This window comes from Chitinimonas koreensis (assembly GCF_014353015.1).
Taxonomy (GTDB): Bacteria; Pseudomonadota; Gammaproteobacteria; order Burkholderiales; family Chitinimonadaceae; genus Chitinimonas; species Chitinimonas koreensis.
The window spans coordinates 3,050,803-3,068,330 of record NZ_CP060704.1 but is presented as its reverse complement, the minus strand read 5'-3'; the positions used below and the strand labels follow the sequence as shown (position 1 = coordinate 3,068,330).

The 17,528-nt window shown below is 70.2% G+C and carries 13 protein-coding genes; 4 read left to right on the top strand and 9 right to left on the bottom strand.

Features of this window, described 5'->3' with window-relative positions; translation table 11 throughout:
* Position 1 precedes the first annotated feature (1 nt).
* From H9L41_RS12825 to uraH, 9 genes are all read right to left on the bottom strand, one after another.
* Positions 2-1,285 (bottom strand): urate hydroxylase PuuD, encoded by a 1,284-nt coding sequence (locus tag H9L41_RS12825; RefSeq protein WP_028446969.1) that lies wholly within the window; start codon positions 1,283-1,285, stop codon positions 2-4.
* A 250-nt stretch (positions 1,286-1,535) separates the two neighbouring features.
* The gene (locus tag H9L41_RS12820) at positions 1,536-2,615 is read right to left on the bottom strand and encodes a BMP family ABC transporter substrate-binding protein (protein ID WP_028446970.1); all 1,080 of its coding nucleotides are present in this window, start codon (positions 2,613-2,615) and stop codon (positions 1,536-1,538) included.
* Positions 2,616-2,808: 193 nt separating this feature from the next.
* Positions 2,809-3,741 carry an ABC transporter permease gene (locus tag H9L41_RS12815; protein ID WP_028446971.1) on the bottom strand — a complete coding sequence of 311 codons (933 nt, stop codon included), beginning with the start codon at positions 3,739-3,741 and terminating at the stop codon, positions 2,809-2,811.
* A gap of 10 nt (positions 3,742-3,751) precedes the next feature.
* Entirely contained in the window at positions 3,752-4,852 is a 1,101-nt protein-coding gene (locus H9L41_RS12810) for an ABC transporter permease (protein WP_308417331.1), read from the bottom strand.
* Positions 4,842-6,413 (bottom strand): ABC transporter ATP-binding protein, encoded by a 1,572-nt coding sequence (locus H9L41_RS12805; RefSeq protein WP_028446973.1) that lies wholly within the window; start codon positions 6,411-6,413, stop codon positions 4,842-4,844. The genes H9L41_RS12810 and H9L41_RS12805 overlap by 11 nt, the downstream gene beginning before the upstream one ends.
* A gap of 342 nt (positions 6,414-6,755) precedes the next feature.
* The gene (gene xdhC / locus H9L41_RS12800; RefSeq protein WP_028446974.1) at positions 6,756-7,850 is read right to left on the bottom strand and encodes a xanthine dehydrogenase accessory protein XdhC; all 1,095 of its coding nucleotides are present in this window, start codon (positions 7,848-7,850) and stop codon (positions 6,756-6,758) included.
* Positions 7,851-7,869: 19 nt separating this feature from the next.
* A complete protein-coding gene (gene xdhB, locus H9L41_RS12795; protein WP_028446975.1) occupies positions 7,870-10,215 on the bottom strand; it encodes a xanthine dehydrogenase molybdopterin binding subunit in 2,346 nt (781 codons plus the stop codon).
* A complete protein-coding gene (gene xdhA, locus H9L41_RS12790; RefSeq protein ID WP_051319174.1) occupies positions 10,202-11,695 on the bottom strand; it encodes a xanthine dehydrogenase small subunit in 1,494 nt (497 codons plus the stop codon). The genes xdhB and xdhA overlap by 14 nt, the downstream gene beginning before the upstream one ends.
* Before the next feature lie 2 nt (positions 11,696-11,697).
* Positions 11,698-12,051, bottom strand: a complete 354-nt coding sequence (gene uraH, locus H9L41_RS12785) for a hydroxyisourate hydrolase (RefSeq protein ID WP_028446976.1) — start codon at positions 12,049-12,051, stop codon at positions 11,698-11,700.
* 413 nt (positions 12,052-12,464) lie between these two features.
* On the opposite strand from uraH, the gene H9L41_RS12780 reads away from it, so the two are divergent.
* From H9L41_RS12780 to H9L41_RS12765, 4 genes are all read left to right on the top strand, one after another.
* Entirely contained in the window at positions 12,465-13,253 is a 789-nt protein-coding gene (locus H9L41_RS12780; RefSeq protein WP_051319175.1) for a GntR family transcriptional regulator, read from the top strand.
* A 176-nt stretch (positions 13,254-13,429) separates the two neighbouring features.
* Positions 13,430-14,299, top strand: a complete 870-nt coding sequence (locus H9L41_RS12775) for a hypothetical protein (protein ID WP_034607409.1) — start codon at positions 13,430-13,432, stop codon at positions 14,297-14,299.
* Between the two features lie 355 nt (positions 14,300-14,654).
* On the top strand, positions 14,655-15,632 hold the full coding sequence (gene moaA, locus H9L41_RS12770; RefSeq protein WP_028446978.1) for a GTP 3',8-cyclase MoaA: 978 nt from the start codon (positions 14,655-14,657) through the stop codon (positions 15,630-15,632).
* 752 nt (positions 15,633-16,384) lie between these two features.
* The gene (locus H9L41_RS12765) at positions 16,385-17,527 is read left to right on the top strand and encodes a sensor histidine kinase (protein ID WP_051319176.1); all 1,143 of its coding nucleotides are present in this window, start codon (positions 16,385-16,387) and stop codon (positions 17,525-17,527) included.
* The last annotated feature ends 1 nt before the right edge of the window (position 17,528 follow it).

Below are 17,528 nucleotides of genomic sequence, written 5' to 3'. Positions count from 1 at the left end.
GTCATTGCCCCTGGCCGGTCCAGTCGGCGATCAATTGGCGCTCTTCCGGCGTCATCTTGGTCATGTTGCCCAGCGGCATGTAGTTGGTGGCCACTGCCTTCTTGATGCGGGCGGCGGCGGCGGCGATGTCGTGCGGGTTGTCGAGCTTGACCCCGGCCGGCGGCGCCGAGAAACCCGGCTGGGTCGGCTGGGCGGCATGGCAGGACACGCAGCGCGCGTCGAGCACGGCCTTGACCCGGTCGAAGCCGGCCTCGCCGCCGGCTGCGGCCGTCGGCGTTCCCGCGGCCGCCGCAGCGGCGGCGATCGGCGCGGCGGCAGGTGCCGCAGCGACGGCGGGCGTTGCCGCGACCGGCGCCGCCGGCAGCGTGGCGACCCAGGCATTGATCGCCAGCAGGACCACGCCGGCGGCCGGCAGCGCCACCACGTTGCGGCCGCTGTGGCGCAGCACGAAGTACTGCCGGATCAGCGCGCCGGCGACGATGAACAGGCTCATCACGATCCAGGCATGGGCGCTGCCGAAGGTGAAGGCGTAGTGGTTGCTGATCATCAGGAACACCACCGGCAGCGTGAAGTAGGTGTTGTGCACCGAGCGCTGCTTGCCGCGCTTGCCGTCGAGCGGGTTGGGCGCGCGGCCGGCGCGCAGGTCGGCCACCATGCGGCGCTGGCCGGGGATGATCCAGAAGAACACGTTGGCCGACATGCAGGTGGCCATCACCGCGCCGGTGATCAGGAAGGCGGCGCGGCCCTGGAACACGTGGCTGGCGGCATAGGCCACGCCGATCATCATCAGCGCCACCACGAAGCTCAGCGGGCCGTCGCGTTCCATGTTCGGGCTGATGCGCCGGCACAGCTGGTCGTACACCAGCCAGCCGCCGCCGAGGAAGGCGATCGCCACCACGTTGGCGGCGCCGCCCGACAGCGAGGCGGCCCAGGGCCAGGCGCTGGCCGGGTTGGTCAGGTAGAACGAGGGATTGGCCAGGTAGATGACGGTGAACAGCGCGAAGCCCGACAGCCAGGTGACGTAGGACTTCCAGAACGACCAGTGCAGGTCGGCCGGCAATTCGGGCGGGTTGGTCAGGTACTTCTGGTTGTTGTAGAAGCCGCCGCCGTGCACGGCCCACATCTCGCCGAACATGCCGAGCTTCTTCTTCTCTTCGTTCTTGGGTGGATGCAGGCTGTTGTCCAGCATCACGAAATAGATCGATTCGCCGATCCAGGCGATGGCGGCGATGACGTGCAACCAGCGCAGGAGCAGGTTGAGCCAGTCGACGAGATAGGATTCCATGGTGTTTCCTACGGAATGTGAAACGTGAAATGTGAAAGGTGAAACGTGGTTCGCCGCTGCGCGGCTCGAGTTCTAGGCCGAGCCCGCCCGGTTTGGAGTACGGCTGCGCCGGTCACGTTTCGGGCGGGCGGGAAAAGGCGAAGCGCATCGGTGAAACGCGGCGCAGCCGCACTCGAAGCCCGGCTTGCCCGAACTCGAGCCGCGCAGCGGCGAACCACGTTTTACCTTTCACGTTTCACCTTTCACGGCCTCACTTCTTGGGCAGCTTGCTCGCCACACCCTGCACGTAGTAGTCCATCCGCGCCAGGTCGGCGTCGCTGATGCTCTGGCCGGCCGCCACGCGGGTCTTGCCGTCCTGGTCGACCACCGGGCCGGCGAACGGGTGGCGCGTGCCGGCCTTGAGTTCGCCCTCGAGCTTGCCGACCAGGTCGCGCACGTCCTTGGGCACCGCCGGGTTCAGCGGGGCCAGCGCGATCATGCCGTCCTTGAAGCCGCCCCAGACGTTGGTCGGCTTCCAGGTGCCGGCCAGCACTTCGCCGACCACGCGGGTGTAGAAGTCGCCCCACAGGTGGGTGGTGGCGGTCAGCTGGGCCTTGGGGCCGTACTTGCTCATGTCCGAGTGGTAGCCGAAGGCGTATACGCCGCGCTCCTGCGCCGCCTGCACCACGGCGGTCGAGTCGGTGTGGTGGGTCACCATGTCGGCGCCCTGCGAGATCAGCGTCATCGCCGCCTCGCGCTCCTTGCCCGGGTCGTACCAGCTGTTGGTCCAGATCACCCGCAGTTCGGCCTTGGGATCGACCGAGCGCATGCCCTGGGCGAAGGCGTTGATGCCCTGCAGCACCTCGGGGATCGGGAAGGCCGCGACGTAGCCGGCGATGTGGCTCTTGGTCATCTTGCCGGCGATCACGCCGTTGAGGTAGCGGCCTTCGTAGAAGCGCGCGTTGTAGACGCCGACGTTCTTGTCCTGCTTGTAGCCGGTGGCGTGCTCGAACACCGTGCCGGGGAATTGCTTTGCCACCTTGAGCGTCGGGTTCATGTAGCCGAACGAGGTGGCGAACACCACCTTGTAGCCGTCGCGCGCCAGGTCGCGCACCACGCGCTCGGCGTCGGCGCCCTCGGGCACGTTCTCGACGTACTTGGTGGCGACCTTGCCGGCCAGCGCCTTCTCCATCTGCAGCCGGCCCAGGTTGTGCTGATAGGTCCAGCCGGCGTCGCCGATCGGGCTCACGTAGACGAAGCCGATCTTGGCCGGCTCGGCCGCCGTGGCCGGCAGGGCGGACACGAGGCCCGCGGCGAGGATCGCGAGCAGGGTTTTCTTGCCGTGTTGCATGTCGTCTCTCCTTATTGGGATGGGGCGGGACCGACCGGCGCCGGTCCGCGGAATGCACGGGGTGTTCAGTTGCCGCGGCGGGGTTCCGTAGGTCGGGCTTCATGCCCGGCAGCACCGCTGGCCGAGGTCGCCGTCGGGTATGAAACCCGACCTGCGGGGTCGTCGCGTCGTCATGTCGGGATGGCGGCGTGACTCAGGCATCGGGCCGGTAGGGCTGGCCCAGCGAGATCGGCGAGTTGAGCCGGATCAGCTTGGGATTGCGCGAGATCACCACCAGCACCGCCACGGTGGCGAGGTAGGGCAGGGCCGACAGCAGCTGGGTCGGCACCTCGATGTGCAGGCCGGAGCCCTGCACGAACATCTGCGAGATCATCACGCCGCCGAACAGGTAGGCGCCGACCATCACCCGCAGCGGCCGCCAGGTGGCGAACACCACCAGCGCCAGCGCGATCCAGCCGCGGCCGGCGACCATGCCCTCGACCCACATCGGCGTGTAGCAGACCGACAGGAAGGCGCCGCCCAGGCCGGCCATGGCGCCGCCGAAGGCGGTGGCCAGGTAGCGGATGGCGATCACCGGGTAGCCGATCGCGTGCGCCGACGACGGCGATTCGCCGAGCGCGCGCAGCACCAGGCCGGCCCGGCTCCGGTAGAGGAACCAGCTGACCAGCGCGAACAGCGCCCAGGACAGGTAGACCAGCGGCTGCTGCTGGAACAGCGCCGGCCCGATCAGCGGGAGGTCGGCCAGCAGCGGGATCGGCAGGGCCGGCACGGTCGGCAGCGCGACCGATTCGTAGGGCTTGCCGATGAAGCCCGACAGGCCGACGCCGAAGATCGCCAGCGCCAGGCCCGAGGCGACCTGGTTGGCCATGAAGGTGAGCGTGAGCACGCCGAACAGGAGCGACAGCGCGACGCCGGCGCCGATGCCGGCCAGCATGCCCAGCCAGGGGCTGCCGCTGTGGTGGGCGGTGGCGAAGGCGGCGATGGCGCCGACCGCCATCATCCCTTCGGCGCCGAGGTTGAGCACGCCGGCCTTCTCGGTCACCAGCTCGCCCAGGGCGACGATGACCAGCGGCGTGGCCGCCACGATGGTGGCGAACAGGATCGCGGTGAACAGATGGGTTTCCATGGCCTTCCCCTCACTGGGCCGCGGCCGGCACGGCGGCCGGGCGGACGGCGCGCCGCGCGGTCCAGCGCAGGCGGTAGTTGATGAACACGTCGGAGGCCAGCAGGAAGAACAGCAGCATCCCCTGGAATACCTTGGAGATCGACGAGGGCAGGTTGAGGTATTGCTGGGCCTGCTCGCCGCCGATGTAGAGCAGCGACATCAGCAGGCTGGCGAACAGGATGCCGACCGGGTGCAGGCGGCCGACGAAGGCCACGATGATGGCGGCGAAGCCGTAGCCCGAACCGACGAACTCGGTGATCTGGCCGACCGGCCCGGCCACTTCCGAAACCCCGGCCACGCCTGCCATGGCGCCGCCGGCCAGGAGGCCGATCCACACCGTGGCGCGGGCCGAGAAGCCGGCGTAGCGCGCCGCGTCGCCGGCCTCGCCGGCCACCCGCATCTTGTAGCCGAGGAAGCTGCGGTTCATGAACACGTAGCCGGCCAAGAGGGCGCCGAGCGCGACCATGAAGGCGGCGTTGAGCCGGGTGCCCTCGATCAGCGCCGGCAAGAGCGCGCTGTCCTGGAACTGCCGGGTCTGCGGGAAGTTGAAGCCGTCCGGGTCCATCCACGGCCCGTGCACCAGCCAGGACAGCAAGAGCTGCGCGACGTAGACCAGCATCAGCGAGACCAGGATCTCGTTGGCGTTGAAGCGCGTGCGCAGGAAGGCCGGGATGGCCGCCCAGGCGGCGCCGCCGGCCGCGCCGGCCACCAGCATGGCGGGCAGCAGCAGCGGGCTCTGGCTGTCGGGGAAGGCCAGCGCCAGGCCGCCGCCGGCCAGCGCGCCGACCAGGAACTGGCCTTCGGCGCCGATGTTCCAGATGCTGGCGCGGAAGCCGACCGCCAGGCCGACCGAGATCAGCATCAGCGGCGTGGCCTTGAGCAGCAGCTCGGCGATGCCGTCGAGGTCGCGCACCGGGTTGAGGAAGAACACCTTGAAGCCCTCGACCGGGTCCTTGCCCAGCGCCGAGAACACCAGGAGGCCGCCGAGCAGGGTGAGGACCACCGCCAGGAGCGGCGAGGCGTAGCGCATCGCGCGCGAGGGTTCCGCGCGGCTTTCGAGCTTAAGCAGCATGGGCGAGGACTCCGGTGGGTTGGGCGGTGGACGGCGTGGCGTCCCAGATGCCGCTCATCCAGATGCCGATCTCCTCGACATTGGTCTGGGCGGTGGGCTTGCTCGGCGACAGCCGGCCGTTGGCGATCACCGCCAGCCGGTCGCAGATCTCGAACAGCTCGTCGAGCTCCTCCGAGATCACCAGGATGGCGGCGCCGGCGTTGCGCAGGTCGATCAGCGACTGGCGGATGAAGGCGGCGGCGCCGACGTCGACGCCCCAGGTCGGCTGGGCGACCACCAGGAGCTTGGGCCCCTGCATGATTTCGCGGCCGACGATGAATTTCTGCAGGTTGCCGCCCGACAGCGAGCGTGCTTCGGCCGCGGGGCCGCCGCACTTGACGTTGTAATCGCGGATGCACTGCTCGGCGAAGGCGCGCACCGCCTTGAAGCGGATCAGCCCGCGCCACAGGAAGCCCTGGCGGTGGGCGGTCAAGAGCGCGTTGTCGGCCAGCGACATGCGCGGCACCGCGCCGCGGCCCAGCCGCTCCTCCGGTACGAAGCAGAAGCCGAGCTTGCGGCGGCGGCCCGGGCTCATGCGGCCGGCGGCGGTGCCGCAGATTTCGACCTGCTTGCGCTCGCGGAGGGTCTGCTCGCCCGAGATCGCGCACAGCAGTTCCTGCTGGCCGTTGCCCGACACGCCGGCGATGCCGACGATCTCGCCGCTCTTCACCTCGAGGTCGATGCCCTTGAGGCTGATGCCGAACGGGTCGTCGCTGGCCTGCTCGAGGCCGGCCAGCCTGAGCCGCACCTCGCCGCCGGCGCTCGGTGCGCCGTGCTGGCAGGCCGGCAGGTCCTTGCCGATCATCAGCCGCGCCATCGAGGCCGGCGTCTCTTCGGCCGGCCGGCAGGCGCCGGTCACCTTGCCGGCGCGCAGCACGGTGGCGCTGTGGCACAGCTCCTGGATCTCGTCGAGCTTGTGGCTGATGTAGAGGATCGAGCAGCCCTCGGCGGCCAGCTGGCGCAGCGTTTCGAACAGCTTGCGCACCGCCTGCGGCGTCAGCACCGAGGTCGGCTCGTCCATGATCAGCAGGCGCGGGTTCTGCAGCAGGCAACGGATGATCTCGACGCGCTGGCGCTCGCCGACCGACAGCGCATGCACCAGCCGGCGCGGATCGACCGGCAGGCCGTAGCGGGTCGACACCGCCTCGATGCGGCGGGCGAGGTCGTCGAGGTCGGGCGAGCCCGGCATGGCCAGCGCCACGTTCTCGACCACGCTCAGCGTCTCGAACAGCGAGAAGTGCTGGAACACCATGCCGATGCCGAGCTGGCGCGCGTGGGCCGGGCTGTCCACCGTCACCGGCTTGCCTTCCCACAGGATCTGGCCCTCGGTCGGCTTGGTGACGCCGTAGATGATCTTCATCAGCGTCGACTTGCCGGCGCCGTTCTCGCCCAGCACGGCGTGGATCTCGCCGGGCGCGACCGTGAGGTCGATGCCGTCGTTGGCGACCACGGCCGGGTAGACCTTGCGGATGCCCTTGAGCGCCAGGCGCGGCGGGGCGGGTGGAGTTGCGATGGTCTGCATGACGTCGTCTCTCGTGGGCCGCCGGGGCGGCCTGGTTGCAGAAGCGTCGAAAGGGTCTGGTAGGTCGGGCTTTATGCCCGACAGCGTCCCTGGCCGGCGGCGCCGTCGGGCATAAAGCCCGACCTACCGGACTTCGGCCAACGGTGCCGCCGGGCCGAAGCCCGCGTTACCGATCCATTCGCCGCTCTCCTCGTTGGGCCGGTTGGCCGGCCTGCTTGTATGTGCTGCGCGTATCCCTGCTGCTGCTCGTCATGCCCGCCGGACGCAGCGCGGCCCTGCGCCGCGCCGGATCGGCGGGCGGATGGAGCGCTGGCGGGGGAGGGCGGCGATGGCCGCTTCGGCTCAGCCGGGCGGTGCCTCTTGCGACGGCCGTCGTCGTTGCAGCCCGGCGACCGCGCTTTGTGCGCGCAGCTGCATCAGCTGGGCGGCGACCGCGACGGCGATCACTTCGGGTTCCTTGCCGGCGACGCCGGGCACGCCGATCGGGCAGTGCATGCGGGCGAGCTGGCCTTCGTCGAAGCCGCGGTGGCGCAGCCTCTGCTCGAAGGAGCGGCGCTTGCTCTGCGAGCCGATCAGGCCGAAGAAGCGGAAGTCGCCGCGTTTGAGAATGCGCTCGGCCAGGGTGAAGTCGAGCGAGTGGTCGTGGGTGAGGACCAGGTAGACGGTATCGGCCGGCATGTCCGCCACCCAGTCCTCGGGCGCCTCGGCGACCACGGTGCGGGTATTGGCGGGCGGGACCGGCAGGAATTCCTCTTCGCGGCCGTCGATCCAGCTGACCCGGCACGGCAGCCGGCCGAGCAGTTCGACGATGGCGCGGCCGACGTGGCCGGCGCCGAACAGCGCGACGTGCAGCCCGGCCGGGAAGGACGGCGCCAGCAGCCAGTCGCCCTGGTCCGCACCGAGCGTCAGCAACGCGGCTTCGCCGCGCCCCGCTTCGTCGCGCCCGGCCTCGCCGCGATCCGCGCCGAGCAGCGCCCGGGCGGCGGTCCGCACGGCGACCGGCAGCGCTTCGCCGGCTTCGTCGGCGCCGAGCACGACCGAGGCGGCCGGCGCATCGCCGATGCGGTGGGCGCGCAACCAGGCCCGGCCCTCGCGCTGCATTCCGGCGGCGGCCGCGATCCAGCCGGCGCAGGCGGCGTCGATCGGTTCGAACAGCAGCTTCACCACCCCGCCGCAGCACTGGCCCAGGCTGGCGCCGAGCGGGAAGCGCACCAGGCAGGAGCCGGCCGCGCCGCCGGCCAGCATGGCGCGTGCATGGTCGATCGCCTTGTACTCGAGATGGCCGCCGCCGATGGTGCCGTGGCAGCCGCCGGCCTCGACCAGCATCGCCGCGCCCGCTTCGCGCGGCGCCGAGCCGCGCACCGCGGCGACGGTGACCAGCACCGCCGGGCGGGCATGGCGGACGAGCGATTCGAGCTGGGCGATGGGCGCGGTCATGGCGATGTCTCCCGGATGCTCAGCGCGCCGCGGCCTGGCGCTTGATCTCGTCGACCGCGCGCAGCACTTCCTCGGCGGTGGCCGGCGCGTTGAGGCTGGGCGAGGTGCGGTAGCCGTCGACCGCGGCGACCGCGTCCTTGATCGCCTGCCAGACCGCGATCGCGTGCATGAACGGCGGCTCGCCGACCGCCTTGGAGCGGAAGATCGAATCCTCGGCGTTCTCGCCGCGCTCCCACAGCTTCACCCGGAAGTCGGCCGGGATGTCGCGCGCGGTCGGGATCTTGTAGGTCGACGGCGCATGGGTCATCAGCCGGCCGTTCTGGTTCCACCACAGCTCTTCCATGGTCAGCCAGCCCATGCCCTGGATGAAGCCGCCCTCGATCTGGCCGATGTCGATGGCCGGGTTCAGCGAGCGGCCGACGTCGTGCAGGATGTCGGTGCGCAACAGCTTGCTCTCGCCGGTCAGGGTGTCGACCGCCACCTCCTGCACGCTGGCGCCGTAGGCGAAGTAGTAGAACGGGTTGCCCGACCAGCTCTTGCGCTGGTAGCCGATCTTGGGCGTGGCATAGAAGCCGGTGGCCGACAGCGAGACGCGGGCGAACCAGGCCAGCCGCACGAGTTCGGCGAAGGGCACCACGGTGTCGACCACGCGCACCTGGTTGCGCTCGAAGCGCACCTCGTTCTCGCTCACGCCGTAGTGGCGGGCGGCGAATTCGGTCAGCCGCGCCTTGATCTTGCGCGCGGCGTCCTGCGCCGCCTTGCCGTTGAGGTCGGCGCCCGACGAGGCGGCGGTGGCCGAGGCGTTCGGCACCTTGCTGGTGTCGGAGGCGGTGACGCGGATGCAGCCGATGTCGATCTGCAGCTCTTCGGCCACCACCTGCGCCACCTTGGTGAACAGGCCCTGGCCCATCTCGGTGCCGCCGTGGTTCAGCAGCGCGGTGCCGTCGGTATACAGGTGCAAGAGCGCGCCGGCCTGGTTCAGGTGGGTGGCGGTGAAGGAGATGCCGAACTTCACCGGCGTCAGCGCGATGCCGCGCTTGATCACCGGGCTCTGCGCGTTCCAGGCGCGGATCGCCTCGCGCCGCGCGGCGTAGTCGGCGCTGGCGGCCAGCTCTTCGACCAGCTCGTGCACCACGTTGTCGACGATGGTCTGCCGGTAGTGGGTGACGTTGCGCTCGGTCTTGCCGTAGAAGTTGACGCGGCGCACCTCGAGCGGGTCGCGGCCCAGCGTGCGGGCGATCTCGTCGATCACCTGCTCGATGCCGAACATGCCCTGCGGGCCGCCGAAGCCGCGGTAGGCGGTGTTGGAGACGGTGTGCGTCTTGCAGCGGTGCGAAGTGATGCCGACGTGCTCGAGGTAGTAGGCGTTGTCGGCATGGAACATCGCGCGGTCGGCGATGGCGCCGGTCAGGTCGGCCGAGAAGCCGGCGCGGGTGGCCTGCATGAACTCGATGCCGAGGATGCGGCCGGCGTCGTCGAAGCCGACTTCGTAGTCGATGCGGAAATCGTGGCGCTTGCCGGTGATCTCCATGTCGTCGTCGCGGTCGAGCCTCAGCTTGACCGGCCGGCCGAGCTTGCGCGCGCCGAGCGCGGCGATGGCGGCGATCAGGCCCGGCTGCGATTCCTTGCCGCCGAAGCCGCCGCCCATGCGGCGGCATTCGATGATCACGTCCTTCTGGTGCAGGCCCAGCGCATGCGCGACCTGGTGCTGCACCTCGCCCGGATGCTGGCTCGAGCTGTGGACCAGGAAGGTGCCGTCTTCCTTGGGCAGCGCGTAGGCGATATGGGTCTCGAGGTAGAAGTGGTCCTGGCCGCCGTGGCGCACCGTGCCCTTGAGGCGGTGCGGCGCGGCCGCCAGCGCGGCCTGCGGGTCGCCGCGCACCATGCGTTCGCTCGGCAGCACGTAGCTTTCCTGCGCCAGCGCGGCGTCGACGTCGAGGTAGGCCGGCAGCTCCTCGTATTCCACCTTGGCCAGCTTGGCGGCGCGGCGGGCGATGCGCATGTCCTCGGCGATCACCGCGAAGATCGACTGGCCGACGTACTGCACTTCCTCGACCGAGAAGATCGGATCGTCGTGCAGCACCGGGCCGAAGTCGTTGACGCCGGGGATGTCCTCGGCGGTCAGCACCGTCACCACGCCGGGCACGGCGCGCACGGCCGCCAGGTCGAGCGACTTGATCCGGGCGTGCGGCTTGGTGCTGGTGCCGATGGCGGCGTGCAGCGTGCCGCGCACCTCGGGGATGTCGTCGATGTAGACCGCGCCGCCGGCCACGTGCAGCGGGGCCGATTCGTGCGGCTGCGGCTGGCCGACCCGGCCCAGCGGGCCGGCGCTCAGGGTGTCTGGGCTGGCTTCAAACGGCTTCATGGGCCACCTCGGTCGCGATGCCGGCGTTGACCGTGGTCAGGCCGCCGGTGGTGGTGTCGAGCAGCAGGCGCTGCAGCAGGTTCTGCGCCACCCGCATGCGGTAGCCGGCGCTGGCGCGCATGTCCGACAGCGGGGTGAAGTCCTCGGCCAGCGCCGCCTGGGCGGCCGCCACCGCGGCCTGGTCCCACGGCTTGCCGATCAGCGCGGCTTCCGCCTTGGCGGCGCGCTTGGGCGTCGCAGCCATGCCGCCGAAGGCCAGCCGGGCGGCGCGCACCACGCCCTGGTCGAGTTCGAGCGCGAGGCCGGCGAAGACCGCCGAGATGTCCTGGTCGTAGCGCTTGGCGATCTTGTAGGCGCGGAAGGCCACCTCGGGCCGCGGCAGCGGCACGCGCACCGCCTGGACGAATTCGCCCTCGACCATCGCGTTCTTCTGGTAGGCCAGGTAGAGGTCTTCCAGCGCCAGCTCGCGCACCGTCTCGCCGCGCCGCAGCAGCACCGTCGCGCCGAGCGCGATCAGGGCCGGCATCGAATCGCCGATCGGCGAGCCGTTGGCGATGTTGCCGCACAGCGTGCCGGCGTTGCGGATCGGCCTCGAGGCGAAGCGGCGGTACAGCTCGGTCAGCTCGGGATGGTGCTCGAGCAGCGCGGCGAAGGCGTCCTCGAGGTTGACCGCGGCGCCGATCTCGACCGCGCCGTCGACCACCGCCGCGCGCTGCAGCTCGGCCACGTTGCCGATATAGAGCAGCTCGGGCAGCGCGCGGAACTGCTTGGTCACCCACAGGCCGACGTCGGTGCCGCCGGCCAGGATGCGGGCGGCCGGGTATTGCAGCCGCAGCGCGGCGAAGTCGGCCAGCGTGGCCGGCGCCATGAAGCGGCCTTCGGCGTGCTCGACCGTCAGCGTGTCGCTGCGGCGGATGGTTTCCAGCTGCGCCAGCACGGCGGCCTCGCTGCCGGCCAGCGCGGGGCAGGCGGCCTCGGCCTGCTGCGGGTACTGGTACATCTTCTGCGCCGCGTCGAGGATCGGCCGGTAGCCGGTGCAGCGGCACAGGTTGCCCGACAGCGCATCGCAGACGCGCTCGCGGTCCGGCGCGGCTTCGGTCTGGTGCAGCGCGAACAGCGACATCACGAAGCCCGGCGTGCAGAAACCGCACTGCGAGCCGTGGCAGTCGACCATCGCCTGCTGGGCCGGATGCAGCCGGCCGTCGCGGCCGCGCAGCGACTCGACGGTGAACAGCGCCTTGCCGTCGAGCGTGGGCATGAACTGGATGCAGGCATTGACCGCGCGGTAATGCAGGCGGCCCTCGCGTGGCTCGGCCAGCACCACGGTGCAGGCGCCGCAGTCGCCTTCGGCGCAGCCTTCCTTGGTGCCGGTGCGGCACAGCCGCTCGCGCAGGAAATTGAGCAGGGTGAAGGTGGGCGGCACGTCGTCGACGCGCACCACCTCGCCATCGAGCAGGAAGCGGATCGCCTGGTCGGCCATGGTCAGCTCCCGCGGTAGGTGGAATAGGACCACGGCGACACCAGCAGCGGCACGTGGTAGTGCTGGCCGGCATCGGCCACGCCGAAGCGCAGCGGCACCTGATCGACAAAGGCCGGCTGCGGCAGCGCCGCGCCGAGGTCTTCGTAATAGGCGCCGACATGGAACACCAGCTCGTACACGCCGGCCGCGAAATCGCCGCCCTCGAGCAGCGGCGCATCGCAACGGCCGTCGTGGTTGGTCTCGATCCGCTTGATCAGCCGGCGCGCCTCGCCGTCGAGCGCATACAGATCGATGCGCATGGCGCGGCCCGGGGTGCCGTTGGCGGTGTCGAGCACATGGGTGGTGAGTCGTCCCATCTGCGTCTCCTCTTTTGTCTTGATGGGTTCAGTCGTCGTGCTGGGGCTATCGTGCTACCCGAGGTTTTGATTGTCAACAATGTAATCTTCATTTTATCAACAATTGTTGCGTCCGCTTCCCACGGCCAGCTCTGCCGCGCCGCCGGCGCGCTGCGGTAAGATTCGGCCTGGCGCGCGTCGCGCCTGTACCGGCCCGATCCGGCGCGGGCCCGATGGCCGTTGCGCCGGGGCCGTTTCGCGCTGGTTCCAGTGTAGGCCGTCGAATCGCTTGCGGGCGGCCCGTCGGGCGGACAGGGCGGGATCGCTGGACGGTCATTTTGGTGGCGATTGATGTGTGAAATTGTCAACAAAGAATTCATATTTTGTTGACTATGAATGGTTCGTTTCGTAGTCTTTCCGCAGGAATACACGACATGTTCGACAGTGAAGAGACGAAAACCGCTGTGAAGCGGAAGGGCAGGCCGAAGAAGGCCAGGGAGAACCCGGTGGCGGCCGAGATGGCGCCGGCCGGCGAGGATGGCGGGCTGCGCGACGTCGACCAGATCTACGAGACCTTGCGCAACGCGGTCCTGACGCAGCGGCTGACGCCGGGTACCCAGCTCAAGGAGCAGGCGCTGGCCGACACCTTCGGCGTCAACCGCAGCGTGGTGCGCCAGGCGCTGGCGCGGCTGGAGATGAGCCGGCTGGTGGAGCACTTCCCCAACCGCGGCGTCTTCGTCGCGACGCCGACGGTGGCCGAATCGCGCGACCTGTTCGCCGCGCGGCGGGCCATCGAGGCGGCCATCCTCGGCGTGCTGCTGGAGCGCAAGGACCGGCCGTCGCTGGCGACGCTGCGCGCCAACGTGGAGAAGGAGCAGGACGCCTATCGACGCGGCGAGCTGCGCCAGGCGCTGATGCTGTCGGTGGAATTCCACCGCGAGCTGGCGCGGGTGGCGGGCAACAGCGTGCTGGCGGCCTTCCTGGAAGAGCTGGTGGCGCGCACGCCGCTGGTGATGCTCTATTTCCGCGGCGTCGACTCGCCGTCCTGCGCGCTCAAGGAGCATTCCGACATCCTCGACGCGATCGAGGCGGGCGACCGTGCCCGCGCCATCGCGATCATGGACGAGCACCTGTCGCACCAGGAAGAGAAGCTCGATCTCGACGGCAGCGAGGCGAACAACAACCTGGCGAGCCTCCTGGGGCTCGACGTGCAGAAGGTGTAGGGCTCCCGGCGCGCGCGGCCGGACCTCGCGATGGCCGGCCCGCGTGCGCACGTTCTCGGATCTGTCGTGGTTGGAAATATATGATATTTACGGCTCCCTCCTCGCAGGCGGGCCGGAATACGGCGGCGGCCAGGGGCTCGTCGTCGGCAGTGCCAACCATCCGCAAGGAAAGAACGATGAGAGAGACCCGTACCCTCCTGGCCGCCGCGCTCGCGCTGGCCGCATCCACCGGCATCGCCCGGGCCGCCGACTGGAGCGACACCTGGCTCGGCTACCGCTACGGCACCGGCTACTACATGCCCGGCGGCAAGGGCGCCGACATGGCCGAGAAGAAGACCCGCCTCAACACCGTCTCGCTGAGCCATGCCAGCGGCTACAAGTACGGCAGCAACTTCTTCAACGTCGATTTCCTGATGTCGGACAGCAACGACCCGTCCGGCGGCACGGGCAGCGACGGCGCGCAGGAGATCTACGCGGTCTACCGCCACACGCTGTCGCTGTCCAAGGTCAGCGGCGACAAGATCGCCTTCGGCCCGGTGCGCGACGTCGGCATCACCGCCGGCTTCAACATGGGCAGCAAGAACAACCAGATCGGCGCGCGGCCGCGCGTGCTGGTGCTGGGCCCGACGCTGAGCTTCGACGTGCCGGGCTTCTTCGACGTCGGCCTCTACGCCTCGCGCGAGACCAACCACAACGGCATCCTCTGCCTGCCGCCCAACTGCTCGGGCAACAAGGTCAGCTTCGACACCGCCTACATGCTGAGCGCCGCCTGGGGCATTCCGCTCGGGCCGGGCAGCTTCAAGGGCTTCCTGACCCAGACCGGCAAGAAGGGCAAGGACGGCTTCGCCGCCGAGACCGGCACCGAGACGCTGCTGGAAGCCGCCTACATGCTCGACCTCGGCGCGCTCGGCGTCGGCCCCAAGGGCACCTGGCACGCCGGCGTCGGCTATCAGTACTGGAAGAACAAGTATGGCGTGGTGTCGGACGCGTTCACCACCAGCAAGACGACGCGGACGCCGCAGTTGCAGCTCGAGGCGCATTTCTAGGCTCGGCGAGCAGCGTATTGGTCGGGCGGGTGAAACGTGAAAGGTGAAGTGTGAAACGTGGGGCAGCCGCTGCGCGGCGGCCGGTTTCAGGTGCGGCGGCGCCGCACCACGTTTCAGCACGTTTCACCGAAGCCGTGCGGATCGGGTAGGTCTGGCGTAAAGCCCGACCTACCCGATCCGCGGGCAGTCCAGGCCGCCGTAGGTCGGTATCCGATGTAGGAGCGGCTTTAGCCGCGAATGGCCGGCGTACCACCATTCGCGGCTAAAGCCGCTCCTACACGGTGGTTCGCCGCGCCATGTTTCACCGAGGCCGCGCAGCGGCGAATCACGTTTCACGCTTTCGAGAGAGGTCGCGATGCCATTACAGGACCGCTACGGACGCACGCTGCGCTACCTGCGGCTGTCGGTCACCGACCGCTGCGACCTGCGCTGCAGCTACTGCATGCCCAAGGGCTTCAGCGGTTTCGAGGAGCCGGCCGACTGGCTGACCTTCGACGAGATCGAGCGGCTGGTCGGCGCCTTCGCCCGCCTCGGCGTCGGCCGCGTGCGGCTGACCGGCGGCGAGCCGCTGCTGCGGCGCGACCTGCCCGTCCTGGCCGGCCGGCTGGCCGCCTTGTCCGGCGTCGACGACCTGTCGCTGTCGACCAACGCCACCCAGCTCGACCGCCACGCCGCCGCCTTGCGCGCGGCCGGCGTGCGGCGCCTCAACATCAGCCTCGATACCCTGCGCGCCGAGCGCCATGCCGCCATCGCCGGCCGCGACAGCCATGCGCGCGTGCTGGCCGGCATCGCCGCCGCCGAGGCGGCCGGCTTCGATCCGATCAAGATCAACATGGTGGTGCAGGGCGGCGTCAACGACGACGAGGTCGAGGACATGGCGGCCTTCTGCCTCGACCGCGGCTTCATCCTGCGGCTGATCGAGACCATGCCGGTCGGCGCCACCGGCCGCGCCAGCGGCCAGCTCGAGCTCGGCCCGCTGCGCGAACGGCTGGCGCGGCGCTTCGACCTGGTGCCGGCCGCGCTCGAGCTCGGCGGCGGCCCGGCGCGCTACTGGCAGCGCCGCGACGGCTCGGGCTGCGTCGGCTTCATCACGCCGATCTCGCAGCACTTCTGCGCCAGCTGCAACCGCGTGCGGCTGGCGGTCGACGGCACGCTCTACCTGTGCCTGGGCCAGGAAGAGAAATTCGAATTCCGCCCGCTGCTGCGCGGCGGCGCCGACGACGCCGAACTCGAGGCCGCCATCCGCCGGGCGATCGAGCTCAAGCCCGAGCGCCATGAATTCCGCGAACGGCCGGACAAGATCGTGCGCTTCATGTCGCAGACGGGCGGGTAGCGCCTGGTCGCGATGGACGCCCGCTGGCGGCGTCGAGATCGAGTCGGGCGCCCGGGGAACCCCGGGCGCTCGCCATTTGCGAGACCCGAGGCTGCGGCGCTTCCTGATCGACTCCCATCTCTCCACCCCGCCGCCGGCGGGGACCTCGCAGTGCTCGCCGGTGCTTTGAATGCCGACATCGTGCATCGCGCCGGCCGCGTCGATGCGCCGCGCTGCAGTCGGAAGGCGTTCGCCGGGCTGGCCGTATCGCCGCCGGCGTTACCTGATAGCGCTTACAGCCGGCCGAACGGCCGCGCCGCCAGCATGCCCGTGCCGGCAAGGGCCGCGGCCGATGCCGGCAAGCCGGGCCGGCCGCCTCGGTCGAGATCGGCCTTGACTAAATCGCTCCCGGCGACTTGATTGGATACTTGGGCGGCCCGATGCGGGTGCGCCCGGCCGACCGGTCGCGCTCAAGCTGCGCGGGCCGCCGCGAAGCGGTGGCGACCGGGGTGGCCGACCGACCTTCCCGCCAGATGGAGGGCGTCGTATCCGAAGACAGGGACCGTTCCCTCCGGGCGGCAAGGACCGTGTCGGCGCTCCGCGCCGGCCCGGCCGAGCCCGGGCGCGATGCGCGGAACGGCAGCCACAGGAGAGAGGAAGGTCATGGCCGAGATTGCCGATGGGTCCGGCGCGAAATCCGAGCGCCGACTGGTTCGTCCCGGGGCGGGCGGTTACCCCGCAGCATCGAACCGGCCTGTTTCCGGGAGGGCGGCATGAACCGCGACGAGCAGGCGCTCCCGCCTCCCGCCGCCGCATCGCTGCGCGGCAACGCCGCCATGCTGGTCGACGTGCTCAACGGCAGTGCGGATCCGATCGCGGTGTTCGATTCGGCCTGCCGCCTGCTGGTGGCCAACCGTGCCTGGAACGCGCTGTCCGGCCTCGCCGGCTATGCCGACGCGCTCGGCGACACGTTGCTGCCGCGCCTGCTGGCGCATGCGCTCGAGGGCGAGAGCCAGAGCGCGCTGGTCGAGTTCGGCGAGGCGGGCGACCGGCGCAGTTACGAGATCAGTGCCAGCCCCTTGCCGACCGCCGAGGGCGAGGCCGGCGGCGTGGTGCTCGGCGGCCGCGAGCTGACCGGCCAGCGCCGCGCCGAGCGCACGGTGGCCGAGCTGAACGACCGCATGCGCGGTCTCGAGCGCGAGATCACCGAGATCGGCCACGAGCTCGAAAGCCTCAGCTACACCGTCACCCACGACCTGCGCGCGCCGCTGCGCGCGGTCGACGGCTTCGCCGACATGCTGGCGCGCCGCGCCGGCGAGCGGCTCGACGAAGAGGACAAGCGCCTGCTCGGCGTGGTGCGCGAGAGCGGCCGCACGCTCGGCCGGCTGTTCGACAAGCTGCTGGCGCTGTCGCGGCTGACCCGCCAGCGCATGGCGCCGACCCGGATCGAGATGGGCGAGCTGGTGCGCGACGCCTGGCTCGACATCGGGCCCAAATTCCACGGCGAGTTTCAGCTCGACGCGCTGCCGCCGGCGACGTGCGATCGCATCCTGCTCAAGCAGGTCTGGCTGCACCTGCTGGACAACGCGATCAAGTTCAGCGCCCACCGCGCGCTGCCGCGCATCATGGTCGACGGCTGGTGCAGCGGCCACGAGTGCGTCTACCGCGTGCGCGACAACGGCATCGGCTTCGACATGCGCTACGCCGGCCGGCTGTTCGGCGTGTTCCAGCGCCTGCACGCGGTCGACGATTTCCCCGGCGACGGCATCGGCCTCGCCAGCGTGTCGCGGGTGATCGCGCGGCACGGCGGCCGGGTCTGGGCCGAGGGCCAGCGCGACGCCGGCGCAGCCTTCCACTTCGCCCTGCCGATGACGAACGCGGACGCGCCGCCCGCATTCCACCCGCCGGATGCCTGAG